The following is a 16,228-nucleotide window of genomic DNA, read 5'->3' as shown; positions in this document are numbered from 1 at the left end:
GTCGACACGACGAACACAGGGTGGGGACTTTTATCTGGCCACCAGCGGGGACCTCGACCTGGCCACCAATGGGGACTTTCTCATGGCCATGGACAAGCTCGCGCACATTCTTCGCTCAGGCGAAGTTTCATAACGGAGAAACGCTGTTCTCCCACGCTGAGTTTCATGACTGGACTTCATTCGCAGGAGCGGAGTTCTACAGCGCTCAGTGGACAATGTTCGACAATGTTCGGTTCACAGGTCCGTACCTATATTTCGCGGGGGCGAGGTTTCAGGGCGATTGGATTAGCTTCGACAGCGTGCAGTTCCGCAGCACAGTGACACACTTCGGAGCCACAGAGTTCCACAGTTCCGAGACAACGTTTACTAAGGCTGGATTCCACAGCGAGAACACCGAGTTCCGGGCCGCAAAGTTCCTCGGCATGAGCACATCGTTCGAGAACCCAACAGCATGGAAGAACGTCAAGTTCCTTTGGGACAAGCGTCTCGATATGCAACCCGAAGGTGTCCTACCAGCTGAGTGGCCGCCTCAGGTCGTCGAGGCGCAGGCCGTCGACGACAAGAACGACTAGTGCTGCCGCGACACCAAGCCCTACCGGACCCGCGTCGCTCCCGCACAATCACCCCGACTGCCGGGGTGCGTTCGATGTGGCCGCGTCGAGCTAGCCGCCGTTGGTCGTACAGGTGGCGGTGCCGGCGTCTGCCGTCATCGACTGTCAGCTGCGGCTGTCACCTGATCGGAAGCGGCTACGCCGCACGGTCATTGAGGGCCTGCTTTGCTGACCCCTTCCATTCTCCAACTTCTGGTCGGCGCGGAGACAAGGGCCGCGAAAAACTAATCCGCCCTACGGGTTCCAGGCCTACGGCCCGGATGACTTTTTCGCTTCCTCCCTTGCACCGACCTCCCGCCAGTCAGAGATGGCAGGTGTCAAGCAAAGCACCGGCCCGCCAGGGCCGACACCAGGGAGGACCTGCCATGCAGCGCATCATCACCACGGCCGATCTCATCGCCGCGATCCCCGGCCTGCTCGGATTCGTGCCCGCCGACTCGATCGTGGTCGTCGGCATCTCCGATCATGATCTCGGCCTCCAGATCGACATGACAGCCCGCCACGACCTCGCCGCATCCGACGCCGGATTCGCCGCCTACCTCGCCGGAGTGATGGACACCCACTGCACTCCCCGCGCCGCCATCGTCGCAATCACCAGCGACGACGAGACCGGAGAGTCAGTGATCCGGATGGTCAGCGATGCCCTCATGCGCTACGGCATCGAGACCGACCACCGCGCCGTGGTCACCCGCTGCGACCAGCCCGCCCCCTACCGCGACCTGATCACCGGAGAGACCGGCCTCAGCAGCGACTACCGCGACAGTTTCGCCTCCGCACACCGAGTCCTGGACGGCCAACCAATCCAGCAGACCCGTGACAATCTGCGAGCAAGCCTCGCCACCACCGACGAGATCGACACCGAAGCCATCGAGCTGCAACCCAAGCTTGCCGCCAAGGCGGTCGTCTCGGCAATGGTGCACTGGCCCACCGACGTCCCCCGCGAGCTGTCCGCGCAGGTTGCCGCGATGATCGGTCGCCACGTCGTATACCGAGACGCCCTGTTGCGCACCGCCGCCTACGACGCTCGTGCCGCCGCCGCAGTGTTCACCGAACTTGCCCGCCCCCTACGCGGCGCCGACCGCGCAAACGTCCTCGCCCTCGCCGCTGCCTGCCACTACCTCGGCGGAAACGGCGTCATGGTCGGAATGATTGTCGACCACATCGCCGAGGACACCGAACTGCCACGCTTCGCTCAGCTACTCGACCAGGCAATCCGCGCAGGCATCCGGCCCGAGCAGCTTGCCGACCTCATCCCCACCGCCGAGTCGGTCGATGAACTGTTCGGCGGTCACTTCCCCACCCCTGAGGACTTCGCCTAACCCGGCAGGCCGGGGGCTCAGATCAGAGGATCTGAGCCTCCACCCCCGGCGGCATCGCGCCACGCCACCACAGATCAACCCGCGTGGATGCGTCGCGAGGACGACCCTCGACAACCGCCCGCACCTCAGACGGCGACGGCACCCACAGCTCAGCCAGAGCACGCTCCACAGAAGACATACCCGCAACGGTAACCGCCGGCGCAGCGGATCGGCTACGCCGAACAGCCCTGTTATGCCGAGCTGGCGCCCGGCAGTTCCTACGCGGACCGGCCCACGGGCCGGACTCGAATGGTGTGCGGCTGCCGCCGCACAAGCCGGGGTTTGTTGCCCCCTTCCATCCTCCAACTTCTGGTCGGCCCGGAGACAAGGGCCGCGAAAAACTAATCCGCCCAAGGGTTCAGGCCTACGGCCCGGATGACTTTTCGCTTCCTCCCTTGCACCGACCTCCCGCCAGTCAGAGATGGCTGGTGTCAAACAAACCAGCCGCCCGCAGAAGGGAACCCCGATGGCCCGCCAGACCCGCAACGGCACCCAGCGTGACGTGTTCACCCGCGCATCGCGCGACCACCAGAACCCGCAGACCATCCGCGCCGCCAAGCGCCAGGCCAACCGCCAAGACCGCGCCGCCGGCCGCCACGAGACCCGCAACCACTACTGACCAGAAGGAGCCACCCACCATGACCACCAGCCGCGCCGCACTGACCACCATCGTCGCCCACCTCAACGACGGCACCCGCGCCCACATCGTCGGACGCATCGACGCATTCCCCGGCCACCCCGCCGCCGGCACCCCCGTCGAACCCCTCACCGCCGGCACGGATGAAGCCGCCACCGACCACGACGGCCCACTCTTCGCCCTGGTCTCGGTCACCTGGGCAACCGAGGTCACCACCCACAACCTCACCACCGGCGACACCGTCACCAAGTACGTACCCGGATTCCTCGGCCCGAGCGGAACCAGCTGGTACCTCGCACCCGTCACCGCCACCGAGCACGGATTCCGCCTCATCGGTCGCCGTGCCGCCGGATTCCACACAGCCCGACTCCCCGAGCTTGCCGGAATCGACGCACCCCGCCAGGTCAACGTCCACGACTTCCCGATCTGACCACAACCCATCCAGTACCTCGGTTGCGGGGCCCGGCAGGCACCGAAACGCCGCGAGCCGCAACCGATCTCCGACCCCGAGGAAGGCCACCGCCATGACCGCAACACTCAGCACCCCCGGCACCTACAGCTCCGCCGTCGTGCCCGCCGACTACGCCGCAACCCGCGCCGGCATCCTGTGGACCGCTGCGAACCTCGCCGCCGACACCCGCCGCCGCTACGGCCACCGCATGCTCCTCGACGTCGACCTACTCGCCTGGACCCTCGACACCCTCATCGAGCACCACCCCCGCCGCGAACGAACCCTCACCAAGACCCATCCCGCGGTCGGCAAAGCAGCTCGACGAGCTGCGGCCGCCAGTAATCCCCTACTCACCCCCGAGCTGCATGGCTCACCCCACCAGTGGATGAGCTGGCAACAAGCAGTCATCGCCCAGGAACGCGATCACCACCGCCACCCCGGCCCGCAGCTCTGGGCAATCCTCGCCCACGCCGCCACCCTCGCAAGCCAACCCGGCGACATCATCGAGGGACTGATCCCCGGCCGCTGGCCCGACATCGACCGCCACCGCCCCAACCGCGCCCACTAACCAGCAGCGGCCCACGACACAGTCATTCCCGACAGCAAACCGACGATTTGCTATCGTGGCCGATGCGAACACTGAGTTGCCACACCAACCAGTACATCGCCCCCAGGGTGGGAGGGGAGAGCGGCAGAACCCCCGACCTGCAGCCCTCTCCCCTTCCGCCCTCCCCTGGCGTCGAAACGGCTTCCGTACCAGCATCCTTCGTGCGTTACGGATCAACACGACCGCAACCCCGGGCTTTGCCTGCCCTGCCGAATTGTCATGGCGCCCAACCGGACCGCGTCAAATCCGCTTTCGGCAACAACTCGCCACGCGCTGTCGCCTCGCTCCCGCTCGGCGCCGCTTGTTTCGCGGCGACTTCTCCCCTGCACTCCATTGACACACCCCGGCAGGGCGAATGGGCGGCAGATAACAGGAAAAGCACCACCACCAGACGCCCTGAAAGAGTCTGTGAGCAGCGAAAACAGTTGCACCACAACACAATACGAGATACACTAGACGCACAGACAACACTCGCGACGACACCAGAAAAGAGATCCCACCATGAGCGAGAACACCGCGATCACCGTCTACACCAAGCCCGCGTGCGTGCAGTGCCACGCCACCTACAAAGCCCTCGACAAGCAGGGCCTCGACTACCAGGTGATCGACATCAGCACCGACGACGCCGCGCGGGACTGCGTGATGGCCCTGGGCTACCTGCAAGCCCCCGTCGTGGTCGCCGGCAGTGAGCACTGGTCAGGATTCCGCCCCGACCGCATCAAAGCACTCGCCGAACGGGATTTATTGCCAGCTGATGCAACATTGGCTGGGTGAGAACCGAGGTCGACTCGCCAACGATCGAGTTCCTCACAGTTTGCTTAAGCGCCTGTTCCAGATTGGGCGTCATAGGCTCAGATCGCCGACGGCAATAAGCAGGGCGAGCACGGTGAGCACAACCCGGGTGTGGGTTGTGCTCACCGGTATGGAAGTTGCTTTTGCCTACGCCGGCACTGTGATTGGGGCTGAGGTTGCGGGTGGGGCGGTCAGTGGTTTCGCACGGCCTGCACGCACACCGTTGGCAATGACGACGATCTCTGCGAGTTCGTGGACAAGCACCACGGCTGCTAAGCCGAGTACGCCGAACAGGGCCAGCGGCATCAGGCCGACGACGATCACCAGCGACAACCCGACGTTTTGCAGCATGATGCGGCGGGCACGGCGGGCGTGGTCGAACGCTTGGGGCAGATGCCGTAGGTCTTCGCCCATGAGAGCTACGTCGGCGGTTTCGATCGCGACGTCGGTGCCCATCGCGCCCATGGCGACGCCCAGGTCTGCGGTGGCCAGCGCGGGTGCGTCGTTGACGCCGTCGCCGACCATCGCTGTCGGCCGCGACTTGCGCAATTGCGTGATCAGGTGGGCTTTGTCTTCCGGTCGTAGCTCGGCGTGAACGTCTGTGATGCCAGCTTGCGCGGCGAGGGCGGTAGCGGTGGCCGTGTTGTCGCCGGTGAGCATTGCTACCTGATAACCGGACCGATGAAGGTGGCTAACCACCTCGGCCGCTTCAGGCCGCAGCTCGTCGCGCACCGCGATGGCGCCGATGAGCTGGCCGTCGTATTCAACCAGCACGGCAGTGGCACCAGCTTCTTGCATCGCCGTGACTGTGTCCGAGAGTTCACCGGCGTCTAGCCAGCCCGGTCGGCCGAGCCGGGCGGGACGGCCACCGACGAGGCCGGTCAGTCCGGCGCCGGTGACAGATTCGACCTCGGCCGCCGCCATCCGCAGATCGGTAGCGGCCAGAATCGCGCGCGCCAGAGGGTGTTCGCTTTGGGCTTCCAGCGCCGCGGCAACGGCGAGGACTTGTTCTCCGCGTGTGCCGTTTGTGGTAGCGACTTCGATGACGGCCGGCTGATTACGGGTAAGTGTGCCAGTCTTGTCGAGGGCGATATTGCGGACCCTGCCCAGCGCCTCGAGCGCGGCGCCACCCTTGACCAGGACACCCAACTTGCTTGCCGCTCCGACCGCAGCGACCACGGTGACCGGCACCGAAATCGCCAGCGCGCACGGAGACGCGGCGACCAGCACCACCAACGCGCGTTCGATCCATACCATCGGGTCGCCAACGAGACTACCGATCCCTGCGACCAGGGCCGCGGCGACCATCACGCCGGGCACTAAGGGCTTGGCGATCCGGTCGGCCAGGCGTTGGCTCGCGCCCTTGCGGGATTGTTCAGCCTCGACGATCCGGACGATCCGGGCCAGCGAGTTGTCCTCGGAGGTCGTGGTGACCTCGACTTCCAGTACCCCAGTGCCATTGATCGACCCGGCGAACACCTCTGCCTTCGGACCGACCTCGACCGGGACGGATTCGCCGGTGATCGCCGAAACGTCCAGTGCTGTATGCCCACTGAGTACTACGCCGTCCGTGGCGACCCGCTCGCCGGGCCTGACCAAAACGATGTCGCCGACGCGTAGCTCACTCGGTGCCACCATCACGTCAGTGCCGCCGCGGCGCACGGTCGCTTGGTCGGGCACCAGCGACAACAGGGCCCGCAAACCACGGCGGGTGCGGGCCAGCGAGTACTCCTCGAGGCCTTCGCTGATGGAGAACAAGACGGCCAACATTGCCGCCTCTCCGACCTCGCCGAGGATGACCGCACCAACCGCGGCGATGGTCATCAATGTGCCGACCCCGATCTGTCCCTTCACCAACCGGCGCAGGGTAGAAGGCACGAACGTCCAGGCCCCCAGCGCCAGTGCTACCGCCTCGAGGCCGATCTCGACCGCGCGGGGTGCGCCGACCCAGCCGACAATCAACGCGCCCAACAGAAACACCCCGGAAACTGCCGCAAACTGGAGTTCCCGGACCTGCCACAGGTGTTCCGGCGCGTGTTCCTCGGTCTCGTCGGTGGTGGGTTCGTCGTGGCCGCAGCCGCACGCATCGCTCATCGAAGACTCTCCTTGCTGGCCTGGACTGAATCGGTGACGTCGCTGACGTAGTTCGGGCAGAGCGCTACCGCGCTGCCGGTGGCAGCCAGCAGAGTTTCCGCCGATGCCAGCAAATCCATCAGCTCAGGGCGGGTGAGGCTGTAAAACACCTGCCTGCCCTGTGGGCGGCCCTCCACCAGTCGGCAGTCGCGCAGGCATGCCACATGCGCCGACACCGTCGACTGCGCCAGTCCCAACTCTGTTACGAGGTCGGCGACCCTGGCCTCCCCGGTAGCTAGGCGACGCACGATCGCTAAGCGGGTGCCATCAGACAGGCTGTGGAACAACGCCACCGCCGCATCCACATTCGATCCGGTGCCGTTCGAAACGAAACACTCACCAACTTCATTCATCGTCATATACCGATGATAACTGCTATCAACGATCAATCAAAGCGTGGGTCGGTGCAGTTCGTACCTCGTAGGAGCTTTGCGGAACGCGGCAAACGTGGGAGACCGCTTCTGTCGATACGACAGAGTGCCATCTGGCGGTGTGGACTTCCTAAAGGGGTTTGATCCGTCGCAGCCTGGTGAAGGGGCTGCGTGAGGTCGTCGATTGAGGCGGGTTCTCACCGCTGGTCGTCGAGAAAGAACGTGGGGGTCCCTGCACGCCGAGGGCCAGTCCGTCTGCGACGTCGGTGCGGAATCCACCGTGAGGACCGGCCCAAGTAGACCGTCGAGTGCATGCCCAATCCGACTGTCAGCCAACTCATATCGACTGCGCCGACCCTCAGGCGTCGCGATCACTAGACCGCACCCACGTAGGCAGCAGAACAGTTGCGTGCATCATTGATGCATCTGATACAACATAGGTGTGACACGTGACGACGTTGTCAGCGCGCGACAAGCGCTGACCCAGAATGTTGTGCAGCTCGATCCTGAACGGGCGATGTTCGATGCGATGGTTGACGGGTGGGCTCAGCAGCAGCGGGCAAAGTTCCTGCGCGAGTCGACAATCGGTCCTCGAACGCGGCTAGTGCGCCGCCTCGCCGAGTTCGCTGGACTGTATCCGTGGCAGTGGACCCCCGAGGAGGGCGAAGCGTGGATCAGTCATCTTCGATCGGGCCCAACCCCACTTCGGTTGTCCACCGTCCGCGGCTACGAGGTGGACATCGGCCTGTTCTGTGCCTACCTGCTCGATGCCCGCTACGACTGGGTTACTGAGTGCATTGCTCAGTTCGGTCGCGCGCCCGTGCAGGTCTTCCACGAAGACAACTCCATCATCCACATCGGTGAGTACGAAGGTGATCCCGGTCGACGGCCACTGACCTACGACGAGGTCCAGGCACTGTTCGATGCCGCCGACGCACGGGTCGCGCAGATCCGATCTCGCGGCCGGAAAGGAGCGATACCGGCGCTGCGAGACGCCGTAGCACTGAAATACTGCTACGCCTACGGCCTACGCCGGCAGGAGGTTTCCCGCAGCGACGTCGTTGACCTCCGCAGGAACTCGAAATTCCCAGCCTTCGGTCGGTTCGGGGCACTGACAGTGCGGCACGGCAAAGCGTCCCGGGGCGGCCCGCCCAAACGCCGCACCGTGCTCACAGTGCCGGAGATGAGCTGGATCGTGGACATCCTCGACCACTACCTCACCGAAGTGCGCAGCGAGCTCGACCACACCGGACACCCAGCACTGTTTCTCACCGAACGCGGCAGCCGACTGGGAGTGCGCGCACTCAACACCGCCTTCGCCACCGCCCGCGACGCCGCAGGAATCGACCCGACACTCGACCTCCACTCGCTGCGCCACTCCTACGTCACGCATCTGGTGGAGTTCGACTACACCGAACGATTCATCCAGGAACAAGTCGGCCACGCATTCTCCTCGACCACGGCGGTCTACATCGGGGTCAGCAACGAGTACCGCAACGGACTGCTCATGCAGTCCATCCACGCCCGATACGGCCACCTCCTCAATGACGGGACCCCGACATGAAGCAGATCGACTACACGTGGCATCTGCGAGCCAGGATGGCCGCCCACGGCATGTACTCAACCACCGATCTGCAACCGCACCTCGCTGACCGCGGCATCACACTCTCCCGCGAGCAGGTGTACCGGCTGGTGACAGGACAACCGCAACGGCTGAGCATGCACACCCTGGTCGCCCTGTGCGACATCCTCGAGTGCACCCCCAACGATCTGATCGAACCCCACATCGTCGACACCACAGTCCGCAAGACTGCCGGCAAACCGGCAGGGGTCACACCGATCACCGCTCGTCGCACCACCATTCGACGACCGGGCACCGAGTCGTGAGTGTCGCCTCTCCGCCGAAGTATCCCTGTTCGGACTGCGGCACCATCGCCCCGAGATCCCAACGCACACCCGAAGGGGGAATTTGCCGGTCCTGCTACAACATCCGCCGCCGCGAACCGTGCAGCAACTGCGGCAAGCGCACCGCCCCCAGCACACGCACGGCCGCAGGCGATCCGCTATGCGGTCACTGTGCGCGTCCCAAACGCCGCTGCACCGGCTGCGGACAGATCGACCACATCAAGACCAGCGGTAAGGACGGCGAGCTGTGCCAGCGCTGCTACACCGCACCGGCACGCCTCTGCGGACGCTGCAACGACCACGCGCCGATCGCGATCAGAGCTCGCCCCGGCGCCGTGGACCTGTGCCGGCGCTGCGCCACAGCACCCGAGGAGACGTGCAGACGTTGCGGACTGCTCCGTGAAGTGCACACCCGGTGGCCCTTGGGACCAGTATGCGTGCGCTGCTATCGACGGACTCTGTCCGAGTCGGCGTCCTGTACCGACTGCGGCACCACCGCCGCACTCATCGGCAGAAATGCTGCCAGTCAACGCATCTGCGGTCCATGCGCGGGCTCTGACCTGGACTATCGGTGTGCAACGTGCGGCGGAACGGGGCAACATCATTTCGCCCGAACCTGCCACCGCTGCTCGATCATCCGGCAGGCCCGGGACCTGCTCACCACACCTCAGGGGTCGATGCCCGACAGCCTCGAGGAGTTGCCGGCGTTCCTTGCCGCCCGTGGCCAGCCGCGCTCGACGCTGAGGTGGCTGACCAAGCCCGCGACCGGCCAGCTGCTGAGGTCGCTGGCCTCCAGCGAGCACCCCATGAGCCACACCGTGCTCGACCAGTGCCCGCCGGGGTGGGGGCGCCACCATCTGCGCGAACTGCTTATCGAGGCCGCCATACTGCCCGAACGCGATGAAGCCCTCGAACGGCTCGACACGTGGATCAACGAGACCGCCGCCACGCTGCCAACCCACCACAGCGCGCTGATCCGCCCCTACGGCCATTGGGCCATCCTGCGCCGCGCACGCCGCAGGTCCCGCCGTCGCCGGTTCACCCACGCCGCCGCCGACTCCGGCCGCAACAAGATTCGCGTCGCCATCACGCTTCTGACCCACCTCGACGAGCACGGCCACACCGTCGGCGACCTGACCCAACCGATGATCGATGCCTGGACCGACGGACAGCATCACCGCACCAACAACATCGCCGGGTTCATCACGTGGCTGACGCAACGCGGACTTGCCACCAACATATCGGTGACCCGCTACCCCACCCCACCGCCGTCGCAGACCGGCGACGAACGCACCCACCAACACGCCATCGCCGCGCTGCTGTCGGGCGACACGTCCGCTGACTTGCCCACCCGCATCGCCGGTCTACTCGTGCTGCTCTACGGCGCACGACTCCCCCAGGTGCAGAACCTCACCACCTCGTCGCTCACCCGCGACCAGGACCGCAGGTACGTGACGCTGGCACGCCACCCGATCGAGCTACCCGAGCGACTCGCTGAGCTGATCGACACCCTTGCCGGCACCGTCTGCGCCGACCCGCGCGCCTGCACCCGGGACGGCCGCGGATTCCACCTCTTCCGAGGCGGAATCGCCCATCACCCGTTGCACGTGAGAACCCTGAGCCGAAAGCTCACCACCGCAGGCATTCCCACCCGCGTCAGCCGCAACCACGCCCTGCTCGCGTTGGGCGCGGATTTACCCGCCGCGGTCCTGGCCACCCAGCTCGGACTGTGCTCCACGACCTCATCGCAGTGGGCGCAACTGGCCCAACGCGACTACACCGCCTACCTGCACAGCCACGACGCCGAGCACCCAGCCCCGCCGACCGACGTCCCGGTAGGCACAAGTCGCTCAGCGGCAGCACGTCGGGTCGAGGACCTGTCGTAAAGCTTGCAGAGCGTCGGCGTGGGCCCGGTAGTAGACGTTCATGCCGCGGCGCTGGGGCAGGACCATGCCGGCCTTCTTGAGTTGTCCGAGGTGGTGGCTGACCGTGGGCTCAGACAGTCCAACAGCAGTCGCCAGATCGCAGGTGCAGACCTCACCCGCGGCATCGGTGAGCAGGATCGACATCAACTTGATCCGGACTGGATCGGCAAGAGCTTTGAGCCGCAGCGCGATCTCCAGCGCCGCGGCGTCATCCAGCGCTGACGCCGAGACCGGTGCGCAACAGATGGGATCGGTCATGTCGATGACCGGAAGCGTCTTGGGCATGCACCCAATCCTACCCACTGTATTGACATATGTCGAAGAGGCGGGCACTCTGGGCGACGTCAGTAGTTCGATGTATGTCTCACAGGTGGAGGTAGTCATGTCGCGCATGCAGCTCGCGCTCAACGTCGATGATCTGGATCAGGCGGTCGAGTTCTACTCGAAGTTGTTCAATGTGGCACCGGCCAAGCGCAAGCCGGGTTATGCGAACTTCGCGGTCGCGGAGCCGTCGTTGAAGCTGGTGCTGCTGGAGAATCCGGGTAAGGGCGGCACGATCAACCATCTCGGTGTGGAGGTCGAGTCCAGCGATCAGGTGCACGCCGAGATCGCCCGGCTCAGCGGCGAAGGCCTGTTCACCGAGGAGGAGATCAACGCCACCTGTTGTTTCGCGACCCAGGACAAGGTGTGGGTGACCGGTCCGGCAGGTGAAAAGTGGGAGGTCTACACGGTGCTGGCCGACTCTGACACCTTCGGGACCAGCCCAACGCTGTTGGCGGACAACGAGACCCCTGACTCTGATTCTGCGGTGTGCTGCGGTACCGCCGGCGCTGCGCAGCCCGGCCAGTCCACGGTGAGTGCGTCGACCGCTTGTTGCTGAGAGGCCATTCCCGCCGGTCGGCGGGCACCCCTGATGGTGCCCGCCGACCGGTTCAGGTGGTGTGGGTCAGGCGGGTGGTGAGGTCGGTGAGTCGAGCGGCGATGTCGTCGCGGATCAGGCGCATGCGCTCGACGCCGTCGATCCCGCGCAAGGAGGGTTCATCGGTTTCCCAGACCTCGACGACGGCCCCTTCTGGTGGGGCGACCTGCGCGGAGGTTCCCAGTACGACGGTCAGGTCCGCCTCGCGCATCAGGTCGTCGGTGAGCTGGCGAGGGGTGTGGTCACTGACGTCGACGCCGGCCTCGGCGAGTACCTGAGCGGACAGCTCGTTGACGCGCTTGCCGATCGCGGCGTCGGTGCCGGCCGAGGAGGCGTTGATCGTTCCGTCGGCCAGCGTGCTCGCCAAACCTTGGGCCATCACCGACTTGCCCCGATTGCTCACGCACACGAACAGAACCGAGTGTGGTGTGCTCATCGCACACTCGCGGTGTCGTCGGCGGGCGCGATCTCGGCCAGCAGGTCGACCACGAGCGAACGAATCTGATCGCGAATCGGGCGCACCGCATCGATGCCTTTGCCGGCAGGGTCGTCCAGGGCCCAGTCGCGGTAGCTGACGCCGGGAAAGACCGGGCAGGCGTCGCCGCATCCCATGGTGATGACCACGTCGGAGGATTCGACGGTGTCGGGGGTGAGGATCTTCGGTGCTTGGTCGGAGATGTCGATACCGACCTCGGCCATTGCCTCGACAGCGGCGGAGTTGATGGCGTCGGCGGGGGCTGACCCCGCGGAACGAACCTCGACCCGACCGCCGCCCAGGGCGGTCAAGAACCCGGCGGCCATCTGAGAGCGGCCGGCGTTGTGGACGCAGACAAACAACACACTCGGTGTCTGTGCAGACATGGGAGCAGCTTCCTTTTCGGTGTGACGGGGTTATGCGGGGTGAGGGGCGAGCTCGTCGAGCAACCGTTGAACGCGGGTGTCGAGGTCGTCGCGAATTGCGCGCACCCGATCCAACGGCAGGCCTTCGGGATCGGTGACTGTCCAGTCGAGGTACCGCTTGCCCGGATAGATGGGGCACGCATCACCGCAACCCATCGACACCACGACATCGGCGGCGGCGACGACATCGTCGGTCAGCGGTTTGGGGAAGTCGTTGCCCAGGTCGATCCCGATCTCGGTCATCGCCTCGACCACGGTGGGGTTGATCGAATGGACCGGCGCTGAACCCGCCGATCGGACATGGACGCGGCCCGGCCCGGTGGGTCAACAGACCTGCGGCCATCTGCGACCGGCCGGCATTGTGCACACACACGAACAACACCTCGGGCACGTCTTTGGCGATCGCCCCGTCGGATTGCGCCAGTGCACGCAACCGGTCGGCAGCGAACCGGCTCGCCAACGAGGTCAGATGCGCCTGTACCCGCGAGGTGCGGCGCAGTGCCGCATACGACTCGAAAACGCAGCGCTCCACCGTTTGCCGCGACACCACACCCTCGTACTTTGCGGCCAAGTCCGCGGCAATCCGACTGAGCACGACGTGGGGCATGAGCAGTTCGGGCTGTGCGCGATGCTCCCCTGCCGCCAGGCGCTGATCCAGGGTCGAGTCGTCCATCACCGTGCCTCCGTGACCGAGCTCGGCTGAGCTGTCGATTGTGGGGCGGTGAAGCGCTTACGCAACGCCAGCGAGACGTACACCAATCCCACGAGGACCGGCACCTCGATCAGCGGCCCCACCACCCCGGCCAGGGCTTGGCCCGAGGTGGCCCCATACGTTGCGATCGCGACCGCTATAGCCAGTTCGAAGTTGTTGCCCGCGGCGGTGAACGCCAGCGTGGTGGTGCGTTCATACCCGAGCTTCATAGCAGCGCCGAACGCGTACCCGCCGCCCCACATCACCGCGAAGTACACCAGCAACGGAATTGCGATCCGGACCACGTCGAGAGGCTGTGACGTGATCTGATCACCCTGCAGGGCAAAGAGAATCACGATGGTGAACAGCAACCCGTACAACGCCCACGGACTGATCTTGGGAATGAACCGCGACTCATACCAGTCGCGTCCCTTGCTCCGCTCCCCCAGATACCGGGACAGGAACCCGGCGACCAGTGGGATACCCAGGAAGATCAGCACCGATTTGGCGATCTGCCACGGCGAGGCGTCGATCGTTGTCTGTTCCAGACCCAGCCAGCCCGGCAGCACCGAGAGGTAGAACCAGCCCAGGACCGCGAACATCACGACCTGGAACACCGAGTTGATCGCCACCAACACGGCCGCCGCTTCACGGTCACCGCACGCCAGGTCGTTCCAGATGATGACCATCGCGATGCACCGCGCCAACCCGACGATGATCAACCCGGTGCGGTACTCAGGCAGGTCGGCCAGGAAGATCCAGGCCAGCGCGAACATCAACGCCGGGCCGACAACCCAGTTCAGAACCAGCGACCCGATGAGCAGACGCTTGTCCCCCGTCACGGTGTCGAGGCGGTCGTAGCGAACCTTCGCCAGCACCGGATACATCATGATCAGCAGGCCGATCGCGATGGGCAGCGAGACACCATCGACCGAGATGGCCGAGAGCGCATCGTTCAGGCCGGGAATCAGCCGGCCCAGGAGTAGCCCGGCGACCATCGCCACCCCGATCCACACCGGCAAGAACCGGTCGAGGGTGGAGAGCTTGCCGACGACCGCGGGATGCTCTGGTGTGTTCGTAGCGGTACTCACGCGGTCACCAACGTGTCTGCGGTGGGATCCGCTGAACTCAGAATCGACGAAAGCTGCTGCAACGCAGCAGGAACAACCCAGTAATACACCCACGTTCCCCGGCGCTCGCAGTCCAACAAACCCGCCTGCCGCAACACCTTCAGATGATGGGAAATGGTGGGTTGGGACAGATCGAACGATTCCGAGATGTCACACACGCAGGCCTCCCCGCCGGCATGGCTGGCCACCAAGCTCAGCAACCGCAGCCGCACCGGATCACCCATCGCCTTGAACATGCGCGCGAGCCCCACTGTCGCATCGGCACTGAGCGGTTCCTGCACCAACGGCGTGCAACACGCCTCACCTGCCACGACAGGCAACTCGTTCTGTTTCGACATGCGTCTATATTGACAGACCTCGAACTGCCGAACAAATGAACATCGGCTGAACGCCAACCGCGTCGCCGCCGCTCTCGCGCGGCGGTCACCTCCCGCCCGAGGCGTGGCGGCCACGGCCGCACGAAGAACGCCGTTCCTGACCCGCCGATTGTTCTACGCCCTGACCTGCGCGGCAAGAGACTCCGACCGACCCGCTGCCACGCGCTGCGCTCCGATCGCGGCACCGGGCCGCTCTCCGCTCCTGACGCATCCGGCCAGCGCGCAGAAGCGGTCAAATATCAGGAAAGGCCACACCCGACCGGACGCCGAAGAGTGTGGGTCTGATGTCGAGCGAACGACGTTGCGGCTGAGGCAAAATCGACAATTCAAGTACGAAAACAGTTGTACGACAAGCAGATACGATGTATCATCGAGTAATGACGGTGAGGCCAAAGACCAATATCGCGCCGACGAATATTGCCTCTCCGCCAGCCACCGCAGCCTGACCCGCCAGTCCCTCAGAAACGGGTGTCGCACTTGCCGTCGACGACACCCACCAGCACACCGACCAAGGAGACCGAGGATGAGCCGTCCATCCACCACCAGCGCCACCAACGCCACCAACGCCACCAACGCCACCAACGCCACCAACGCCACCAACGCCACCAACGCCACCAACGACCACACCCAGTGGGCCTTCGGTGGCCTCGCGATCGCCACCGACAACGCCTCACTGTGGGCAACCCAAGCCGCAGCGGATCCCGCCGACACCTCCGCACCCCAGGTGCAGGCCACGCTCGCCGACGTCGAGGGCGATCTTGTCGTCTCCATCGCCGTTCCCGACGGCCTTACCTTCGTGGCCAACTTCGACGAGGGCGTCATCCAGATCACCATGGCCAACATCCATTCGGACTGCTGCCAGAGGTGCGGGGAACACTTCAGCGATCCGCACGCACCGGAATGCGAGATCGGCGCCGCCGAAGAGGCCGCGCTCGCCGCCCAGGACGACACCGCCATGCTCGCCGCCCTCGAGGCCCGCGCCGAACGGCGGCTGCGATGAGCTACAGCCTCGACGCAGCCCTCACCGACATCACGGCCGCCACCGGGTTGGTGTTCACCCGCACGACCTTCGGCTCGCAGCGCAGCGGGCACCTCGCCTACACCCGCACGCGCGATGCCGTGGTAATCATCGACAACGACTGGCAGGCGCTCATCGACAACGGCGCCGGCGTTTTCGTGCCGAGCAACCCGCACCGCCCGCCCGTCCACTCGATCGTCATCGCCGTCTACGCAGACGGTGACCTCACCCGCCTCCCGCTCACGGAGGTGAACACCCGCCTCGCCGACATCGCTGTGCTTCCCCACCTGCTCGACCAGGCCCTCGAACTGGCCGAGCGCGCCCGCCGAGAGTACGGCCACTACCTCAACTACGACTACGACGGCCGCGGCGACACCGAACGCCGCCGCCAGGTGATCTGACC

19 protein-coding genes and 3 pseudogenes are annotated in these 16,228 nt (G+C 65.3%); 12 read left to right on the top strand and 10 right to left on the bottom strand.

The annotated features are described in order from the left end of the window. Together ACIGKQ_RS23085 and ACIGKQ_RS23080 are read left to right on the top strand one after the other, a co-directional pair. Nucleotides 1-572, top strand: a pseudogene (locus tag ACIGKQ_RS23085) (hypothetical protein); the annotation flags it as partial. Between the two features lie 404 nt (nucleotides 573-976). Continuing rightward, entirely contained in the window at nucleotides 977-1,930 is a 954-nt protein-coding gene (locus ACIGKQ_RS23080) for a DUF4192 domain-containing protein (RefSeq protein ID WP_396575040.1), read from the top strand. Between the two features lie 22 nt (nucleotides 1,931-1,952). Here ACIGKQ_RS23080 and ACIGKQ_RS23075 read toward each other — a convergent pair whose 3' ends face one another. After that, the gene (locus tag ACIGKQ_RS23075) at nucleotides 1,953-2,108 is read right to left on the bottom strand and encodes a hypothetical protein (protein ID WP_396575039.1); all 156 of its coding nucleotides are present in this window, start codon (nucleotides 2,106-2,108) and stop codon (nucleotides 1,953-1,955) included. 327 nt (nucleotides 2,109-2,435) lie between these two features. Between ACIGKQ_RS23075 and ACIGKQ_RS23070 the strand changes: the two genes are divergently transcribed. The 4 genes from ACIGKQ_RS23070 to nrdH all read left to right on the top strand — a co-directional run bounded on the left by ACIGKQ_RS23070 (nucleotide 2,436) and on the right by nrdH (nucleotide 4,438). Beyond that, a complete protein-coding gene (locus ACIGKQ_RS23070) occupies nucleotides 2,436-2,588 on the top strand; it encodes a hypothetical protein (RefSeq protein ID WP_396575038.1) in 153 nt (50 codons plus the stop codon). 19 nt (nucleotides 2,589-2,607) lie between these two features. Continuing rightward, nucleotides 2,608-3,036: a hypothetical protein gene (locus ACIGKQ_RS23065; protein WP_396575037.1), complete on the top strand. Its 429-nt coding sequence runs from the start codon at nucleotides 2,608-2,610 to the stop codon at nucleotides 3,034-3,036. Between the two features lie 94 nt (nucleotides 3,037-3,130). Next, nucleotides 3,131-3,625 carry a hypothetical protein gene (locus tag ACIGKQ_RS23060; RefSeq protein ID WP_396575036.1) on the top strand — a complete coding sequence of 165 codons (495 nt, stop codon included), beginning with the start codon at nucleotides 3,131-3,133 and terminating at the stop codon, nucleotides 3,623-3,625. Between the two features lie 540 nt (nucleotides 3,626-4,165). Further along, nucleotides 4,166-4,438, top strand: coding sequence for a glutaredoxin-like protein NrdH (nrdH, locus tag ACIGKQ_RS23055; RefSeq protein WP_396575035.1), 273 nt, complete (start codon nucleotides 4,166-4,168; stop codon nucleotides 4,436-4,438). A gap of 165 nt (nucleotides 4,439-4,603) precedes the next feature. On the opposite strand, the gene ACIGKQ_RS23050 is transcribed toward nrdH, so the two are convergent. From ACIGKQ_RS23050 to ACIGKQ_RS23040, 3 genes and pseudogenes are all read right to left on the bottom strand, one after another. Beyond that, nucleotides 4,604-6,550, bottom strand: a complete 1,947-nt coding sequence (locus ACIGKQ_RS23050) for a cation-translocating P-type ATPase (protein ID WP_035755484.1) — start codon at nucleotides 6,548-6,550, stop codon at nucleotides 4,604-4,606. Next, nucleotides 6,547-6,948 carry a helix-turn-helix transcriptional regulator gene (locus ACIGKQ_RS23045; RefSeq protein WP_035755482.1) on the bottom strand — a complete coding sequence of 134 codons (402 nt, stop codon included), beginning with the start codon at nucleotides 6,946-6,948 and terminating at the stop codon, nucleotides 6,547-6,549. The genes ACIGKQ_RS23050 and ACIGKQ_RS23045 overlap by 4 nt, the downstream gene beginning before the upstream one ends. 285 nt (nucleotides 6,949-7,233) lie before the next feature. Then, nucleotides 7,234-7,356 (bottom strand): annotated as a pseudogene (locus ACIGKQ_RS23040) (transcriptional regulator); the annotation flags it as partial. 121 nt (nucleotides 7,357-7,477) lie between these two features. On the opposite strand from ACIGKQ_RS23040, the gene ACIGKQ_RS23035 reads away from it, so the two are divergent. The 3 genes from ACIGKQ_RS23035 (at nucleotide 7,478) to ACIGKQ_RS23025 (ending at nucleotide 10,751) form a co-directional block, all read left to right on the top strand. Further along, the gene (locus tag ACIGKQ_RS23035) at nucleotides 7,478-8,524 is read left to right on the top strand and encodes a site-specific integrase (protein WP_035755480.1); all 1,047 of its coding nucleotides are present in this window, start codon (nucleotides 7,478-7,480) and stop codon (nucleotides 8,522-8,524) included. Continuing rightward, nucleotides 8,521-8,847: a helix-turn-helix transcriptional regulator gene (locus tag ACIGKQ_RS23030; protein WP_035755478.1), complete on the top strand. Its 327-nt coding sequence runs from the start codon at nucleotides 8,521-8,523 to the stop codon at nucleotides 8,845-8,847. The genes ACIGKQ_RS23035 and ACIGKQ_RS23030 overlap by 4 nt, the downstream gene beginning before the upstream one ends. A gap of 695 nt (nucleotides 8,848-9,542) precedes the next feature. Continuing rightward, nucleotides 9,543-10,751, top strand: coding sequence for a hypothetical protein (locus ACIGKQ_RS23025; protein ID WP_396575034.1), 1,209 nt, complete (start codon nucleotides 9,543-9,545; stop codon nucleotides 10,749-10,751). Here the strand turns inward: ACIGKQ_RS23025 and ACIGKQ_RS23020 are convergent. Beyond that, nucleotides 10,716-11,075, bottom strand: a complete 360-nt coding sequence (locus ACIGKQ_RS23020) for an Rv2640c family ArsR-like transcriptional regulator (RefSeq protein ID WP_075862479.1) — start codon at nucleotides 11,073-11,075, stop codon at nucleotides 10,716-10,718. The two genes, ACIGKQ_RS23025 and ACIGKQ_RS23020, sit on opposite strands and share 36 nt — an antisense overlap. Before the next feature lie 97 nt (nucleotides 11,076-11,172). On the opposite strand from ACIGKQ_RS23020, the gene ACIGKQ_RS23015 reads away from it, so the two are divergent. Next, the gene (locus tag ACIGKQ_RS23015) at nucleotides 11,173-11,670 is read left to right on the top strand and encodes an ArsI/CadI family heavy metal resistance metalloenzyme (protein WP_035755472.1); all 498 of its coding nucleotides are present in this window, start codon (nucleotides 11,173-11,175) and stop codon (nucleotides 11,668-11,670) included. A 52-nt stretch (nucleotides 11,671-11,722) separates the two neighbouring features. Here ACIGKQ_RS23015 and ACIGKQ_RS23010 read toward each other — a convergent pair whose 3' ends face one another. From ACIGKQ_RS23010 to ACIGKQ_RS22990, 5 genes and pseudogenes are all read right to left on the bottom strand, one after another. Further along, complete coding sequence (locus tag ACIGKQ_RS23010; RefSeq protein WP_035755471.1) at nucleotides 11,723-12,145, bottom strand: low molecular weight phosphatase family protein; 423 nt, start codon at nucleotides 12,143-12,145, stop codon at nucleotides 11,723-11,725. Further along, the gene (locus ACIGKQ_RS23005) at nucleotides 12,142-12,570 is read right to left on the bottom strand and encodes an arsenate reductase ArsC (RefSeq protein ID WP_035755467.1); all 429 of its coding nucleotides are present in this window, start codon (nucleotides 12,568-12,570) and stop codon (nucleotides 12,142-12,144) included. Before ACIGKQ_RS23005 ends, ACIGKQ_RS23010 begins: the two co-directional genes overlap by 4 nt. 30 nt (nucleotides 12,571-12,600) lie before the next feature. Continuing rightward, a pseudogene (locus ACIGKQ_RS23000) lies at nucleotides 12,601-13,282 on the bottom strand (arsenate reductase ArsC). Then, entirely contained in the window at nucleotides 13,282-14,391 is a 1,110-nt protein-coding gene (gene arsB / locus ACIGKQ_RS22995) for an ACR3 family arsenite efflux transporter (protein WP_396575033.1), read from the bottom strand. The pseudogene ACIGKQ_RS23000 and the gene arsB overlap by 1 nt, the downstream one beginning before the upstream one ends. After that, nucleotides 14,388-14,768, bottom strand: coding sequence for a helix-turn-helix transcriptional regulator (locus ACIGKQ_RS22990; protein ID WP_075862473.1), 381 nt, complete (start codon nucleotides 14,766-14,768; stop codon nucleotides 14,388-14,390). Before ACIGKQ_RS22990 ends, arsB begins: the two co-directional genes overlap by 4 nt. A gap of 562 nt (nucleotides 14,769-15,330) precedes the next feature. Here ACIGKQ_RS22990 and ACIGKQ_RS22985 point away from each other — a divergent pair. Beyond that, entirely contained in the window at nucleotides 15,331-15,807 is a 477-nt protein-coding gene (locus ACIGKQ_RS22985; protein WP_396575032.1) for a hypothetical protein, read from the top strand. Then, nucleotides 15,804-16,226, top strand: coding sequence for a hypothetical protein (locus ACIGKQ_RS22980; RefSeq protein WP_075862470.1), 423 nt, complete (start codon nucleotides 15,804-15,806; stop codon nucleotides 16,224-16,226). The genes ACIGKQ_RS22985 and ACIGKQ_RS22980 overlap by 4 nt, the downstream gene beginning before the upstream one ends. The last annotated feature ends 2 nt before the right edge of the window (nucleotides 16,227-16,228 follow it).

It is taken from the genome of Gordonia sp. NPDC062954 (assembly GCF_044543825.1).
In the GTDB taxonomy this organism is placed as follows: Bacteria; Actinomycetota; Actinomycetes; order Mycobacteriales; family Mycobacteriaceae; genus Gordonia; species Gordonia tangerina.
Note: the sequence above shows the minus strand (reverse complement) of the source record. Positions and strands in the feature narration are given on the sequence as shown.

What these genes read in the sequence shown, in the direction of transcription:
- ACIGKQ_RS23080 (WP_396575040.1), top strand. Translation starts at nt 977, where the DNA reads ATGCAGCGCATCATCACCACGGCCGATCTCATCGCCGCGATCCCCGGC.
- ACIGKQ_RS23075 (WP_396575039.1), bottom strand. Translation starts at nt 2,108, where the DNA reads ATGTCTTCTGTGGAGCGTGCTCTGGCTGAGCTGTGGGTGCCGTCGCCG.
- ACIGKQ_RS23070 (WP_396575038.1), top strand. Translation starts at nt 2,436, where the DNA reads ATGGCCCGCCAGACCCGCAACGGCACCCAGCGTGACGTGTTCACCCGC.
- ACIGKQ_RS23065 (WP_396575037.1), top strand. Translation starts at nt 2,608, where the DNA reads ATGACCACCAGCCGCGCCGCACTGACCACCATCGTCGCCCACCTCAAC.
- ACIGKQ_RS23060 (WP_396575036.1), top strand. Translation starts at nt 3,131, where the DNA reads ATGACCGCAACACTCAGCACCCCCGGCACCTACAGCTCCGCCGTCGTG.
- nrdH (WP_396575035.1), top strand. Translation starts at nt 4,166, where the DNA reads ATGAGCGAGAACACCGCGATCACCGTCTACACCAAGCCCGCGTGCGTG.
- ACIGKQ_RS23050 (WP_035755484.1), bottom strand. Translation starts at nt 6,550, where the DNA reads ATGAGCGATGCGTGCGGCTGCGGCCACGACGAACCCACCACCGACGAG.
- ACIGKQ_RS23045 (WP_035755482.1), bottom strand. Translation starts at nt 6,948, where the DNA reads ATGACGATGAATGAAGTTGGTGAGTGTTTCGTTTCGAACGGCACCGGA.
- ACIGKQ_RS23035 (WP_035755480.1), top strand. Translation starts at nt 7,478, where the DNA reads ATGTTCGATGCGATGGTTGACGGGTGGGCTCAGCAGCAGCGGGCAAAG.
- ACIGKQ_RS23030 (WP_035755478.1), top strand. Translation starts at nt 8,521, where the DNA reads ATGAAGCAGATCGACTACACGTGGCATCTGCGAGCCAGGATGGCCGCC.
- ACIGKQ_RS23025 (WP_396575034.1), top strand. Translation starts at nt 9,543, where the DNA reads ATGCCCGACAGCCTCGAGGAGTTGCCGGCGTTCCTTGCCGCCCGTGGC.
- ACIGKQ_RS23020 (WP_075862479.1), bottom strand. Translation starts at nt 11,075, where the DNA reads ATGCCCAAGACGCTTCCGGTCATCGACATGACCGATCCCATCTGTTGC.
- ACIGKQ_RS23015 (WP_035755472.1), top strand. Translation starts at nt 11,173, where the DNA reads ATGTCGCGCATGCAGCTCGCGCTCAACGTCGATGATCTGGATCAGGCG.
- ACIGKQ_RS23010 (WP_035755471.1), bottom strand. Translation starts at nt 12,145, where the DNA reads ATGAGCACACCACACTCGGTTCTGTTCGTGTGCGTGAGCAATCGGGGC.
- ACIGKQ_RS23005 (WP_035755467.1), bottom strand. Translation starts at nt 12,570, where the DNA reads ATGTCTGCACAGACACCGAGTGTGTTGTTTGTCTGCGTCCACAACGCC.
- ACIGKQ_RS22990 (WP_075862473.1), bottom strand. Translation starts at nt 14,768, where the DNA reads ATGTCGAAACAGAACGAGTTGCCTGTCGTGGCAGGTGAGGCGTGTTGC.
- ACIGKQ_RS22985 (WP_396575032.1), top strand. Translation starts at nt 15,331, where the DNA reads ATGAGCCGTCCATCCACCACCAGCGCCACCAACGCCACCAACGCCACC.
- ACIGKQ_RS22980 (WP_075862470.1), top strand. Translation starts at nt 15,804, where the DNA reads ATGAGCTACAGCCTCGACGCAGCCCTCACCGACATCACGGCCGCCACC.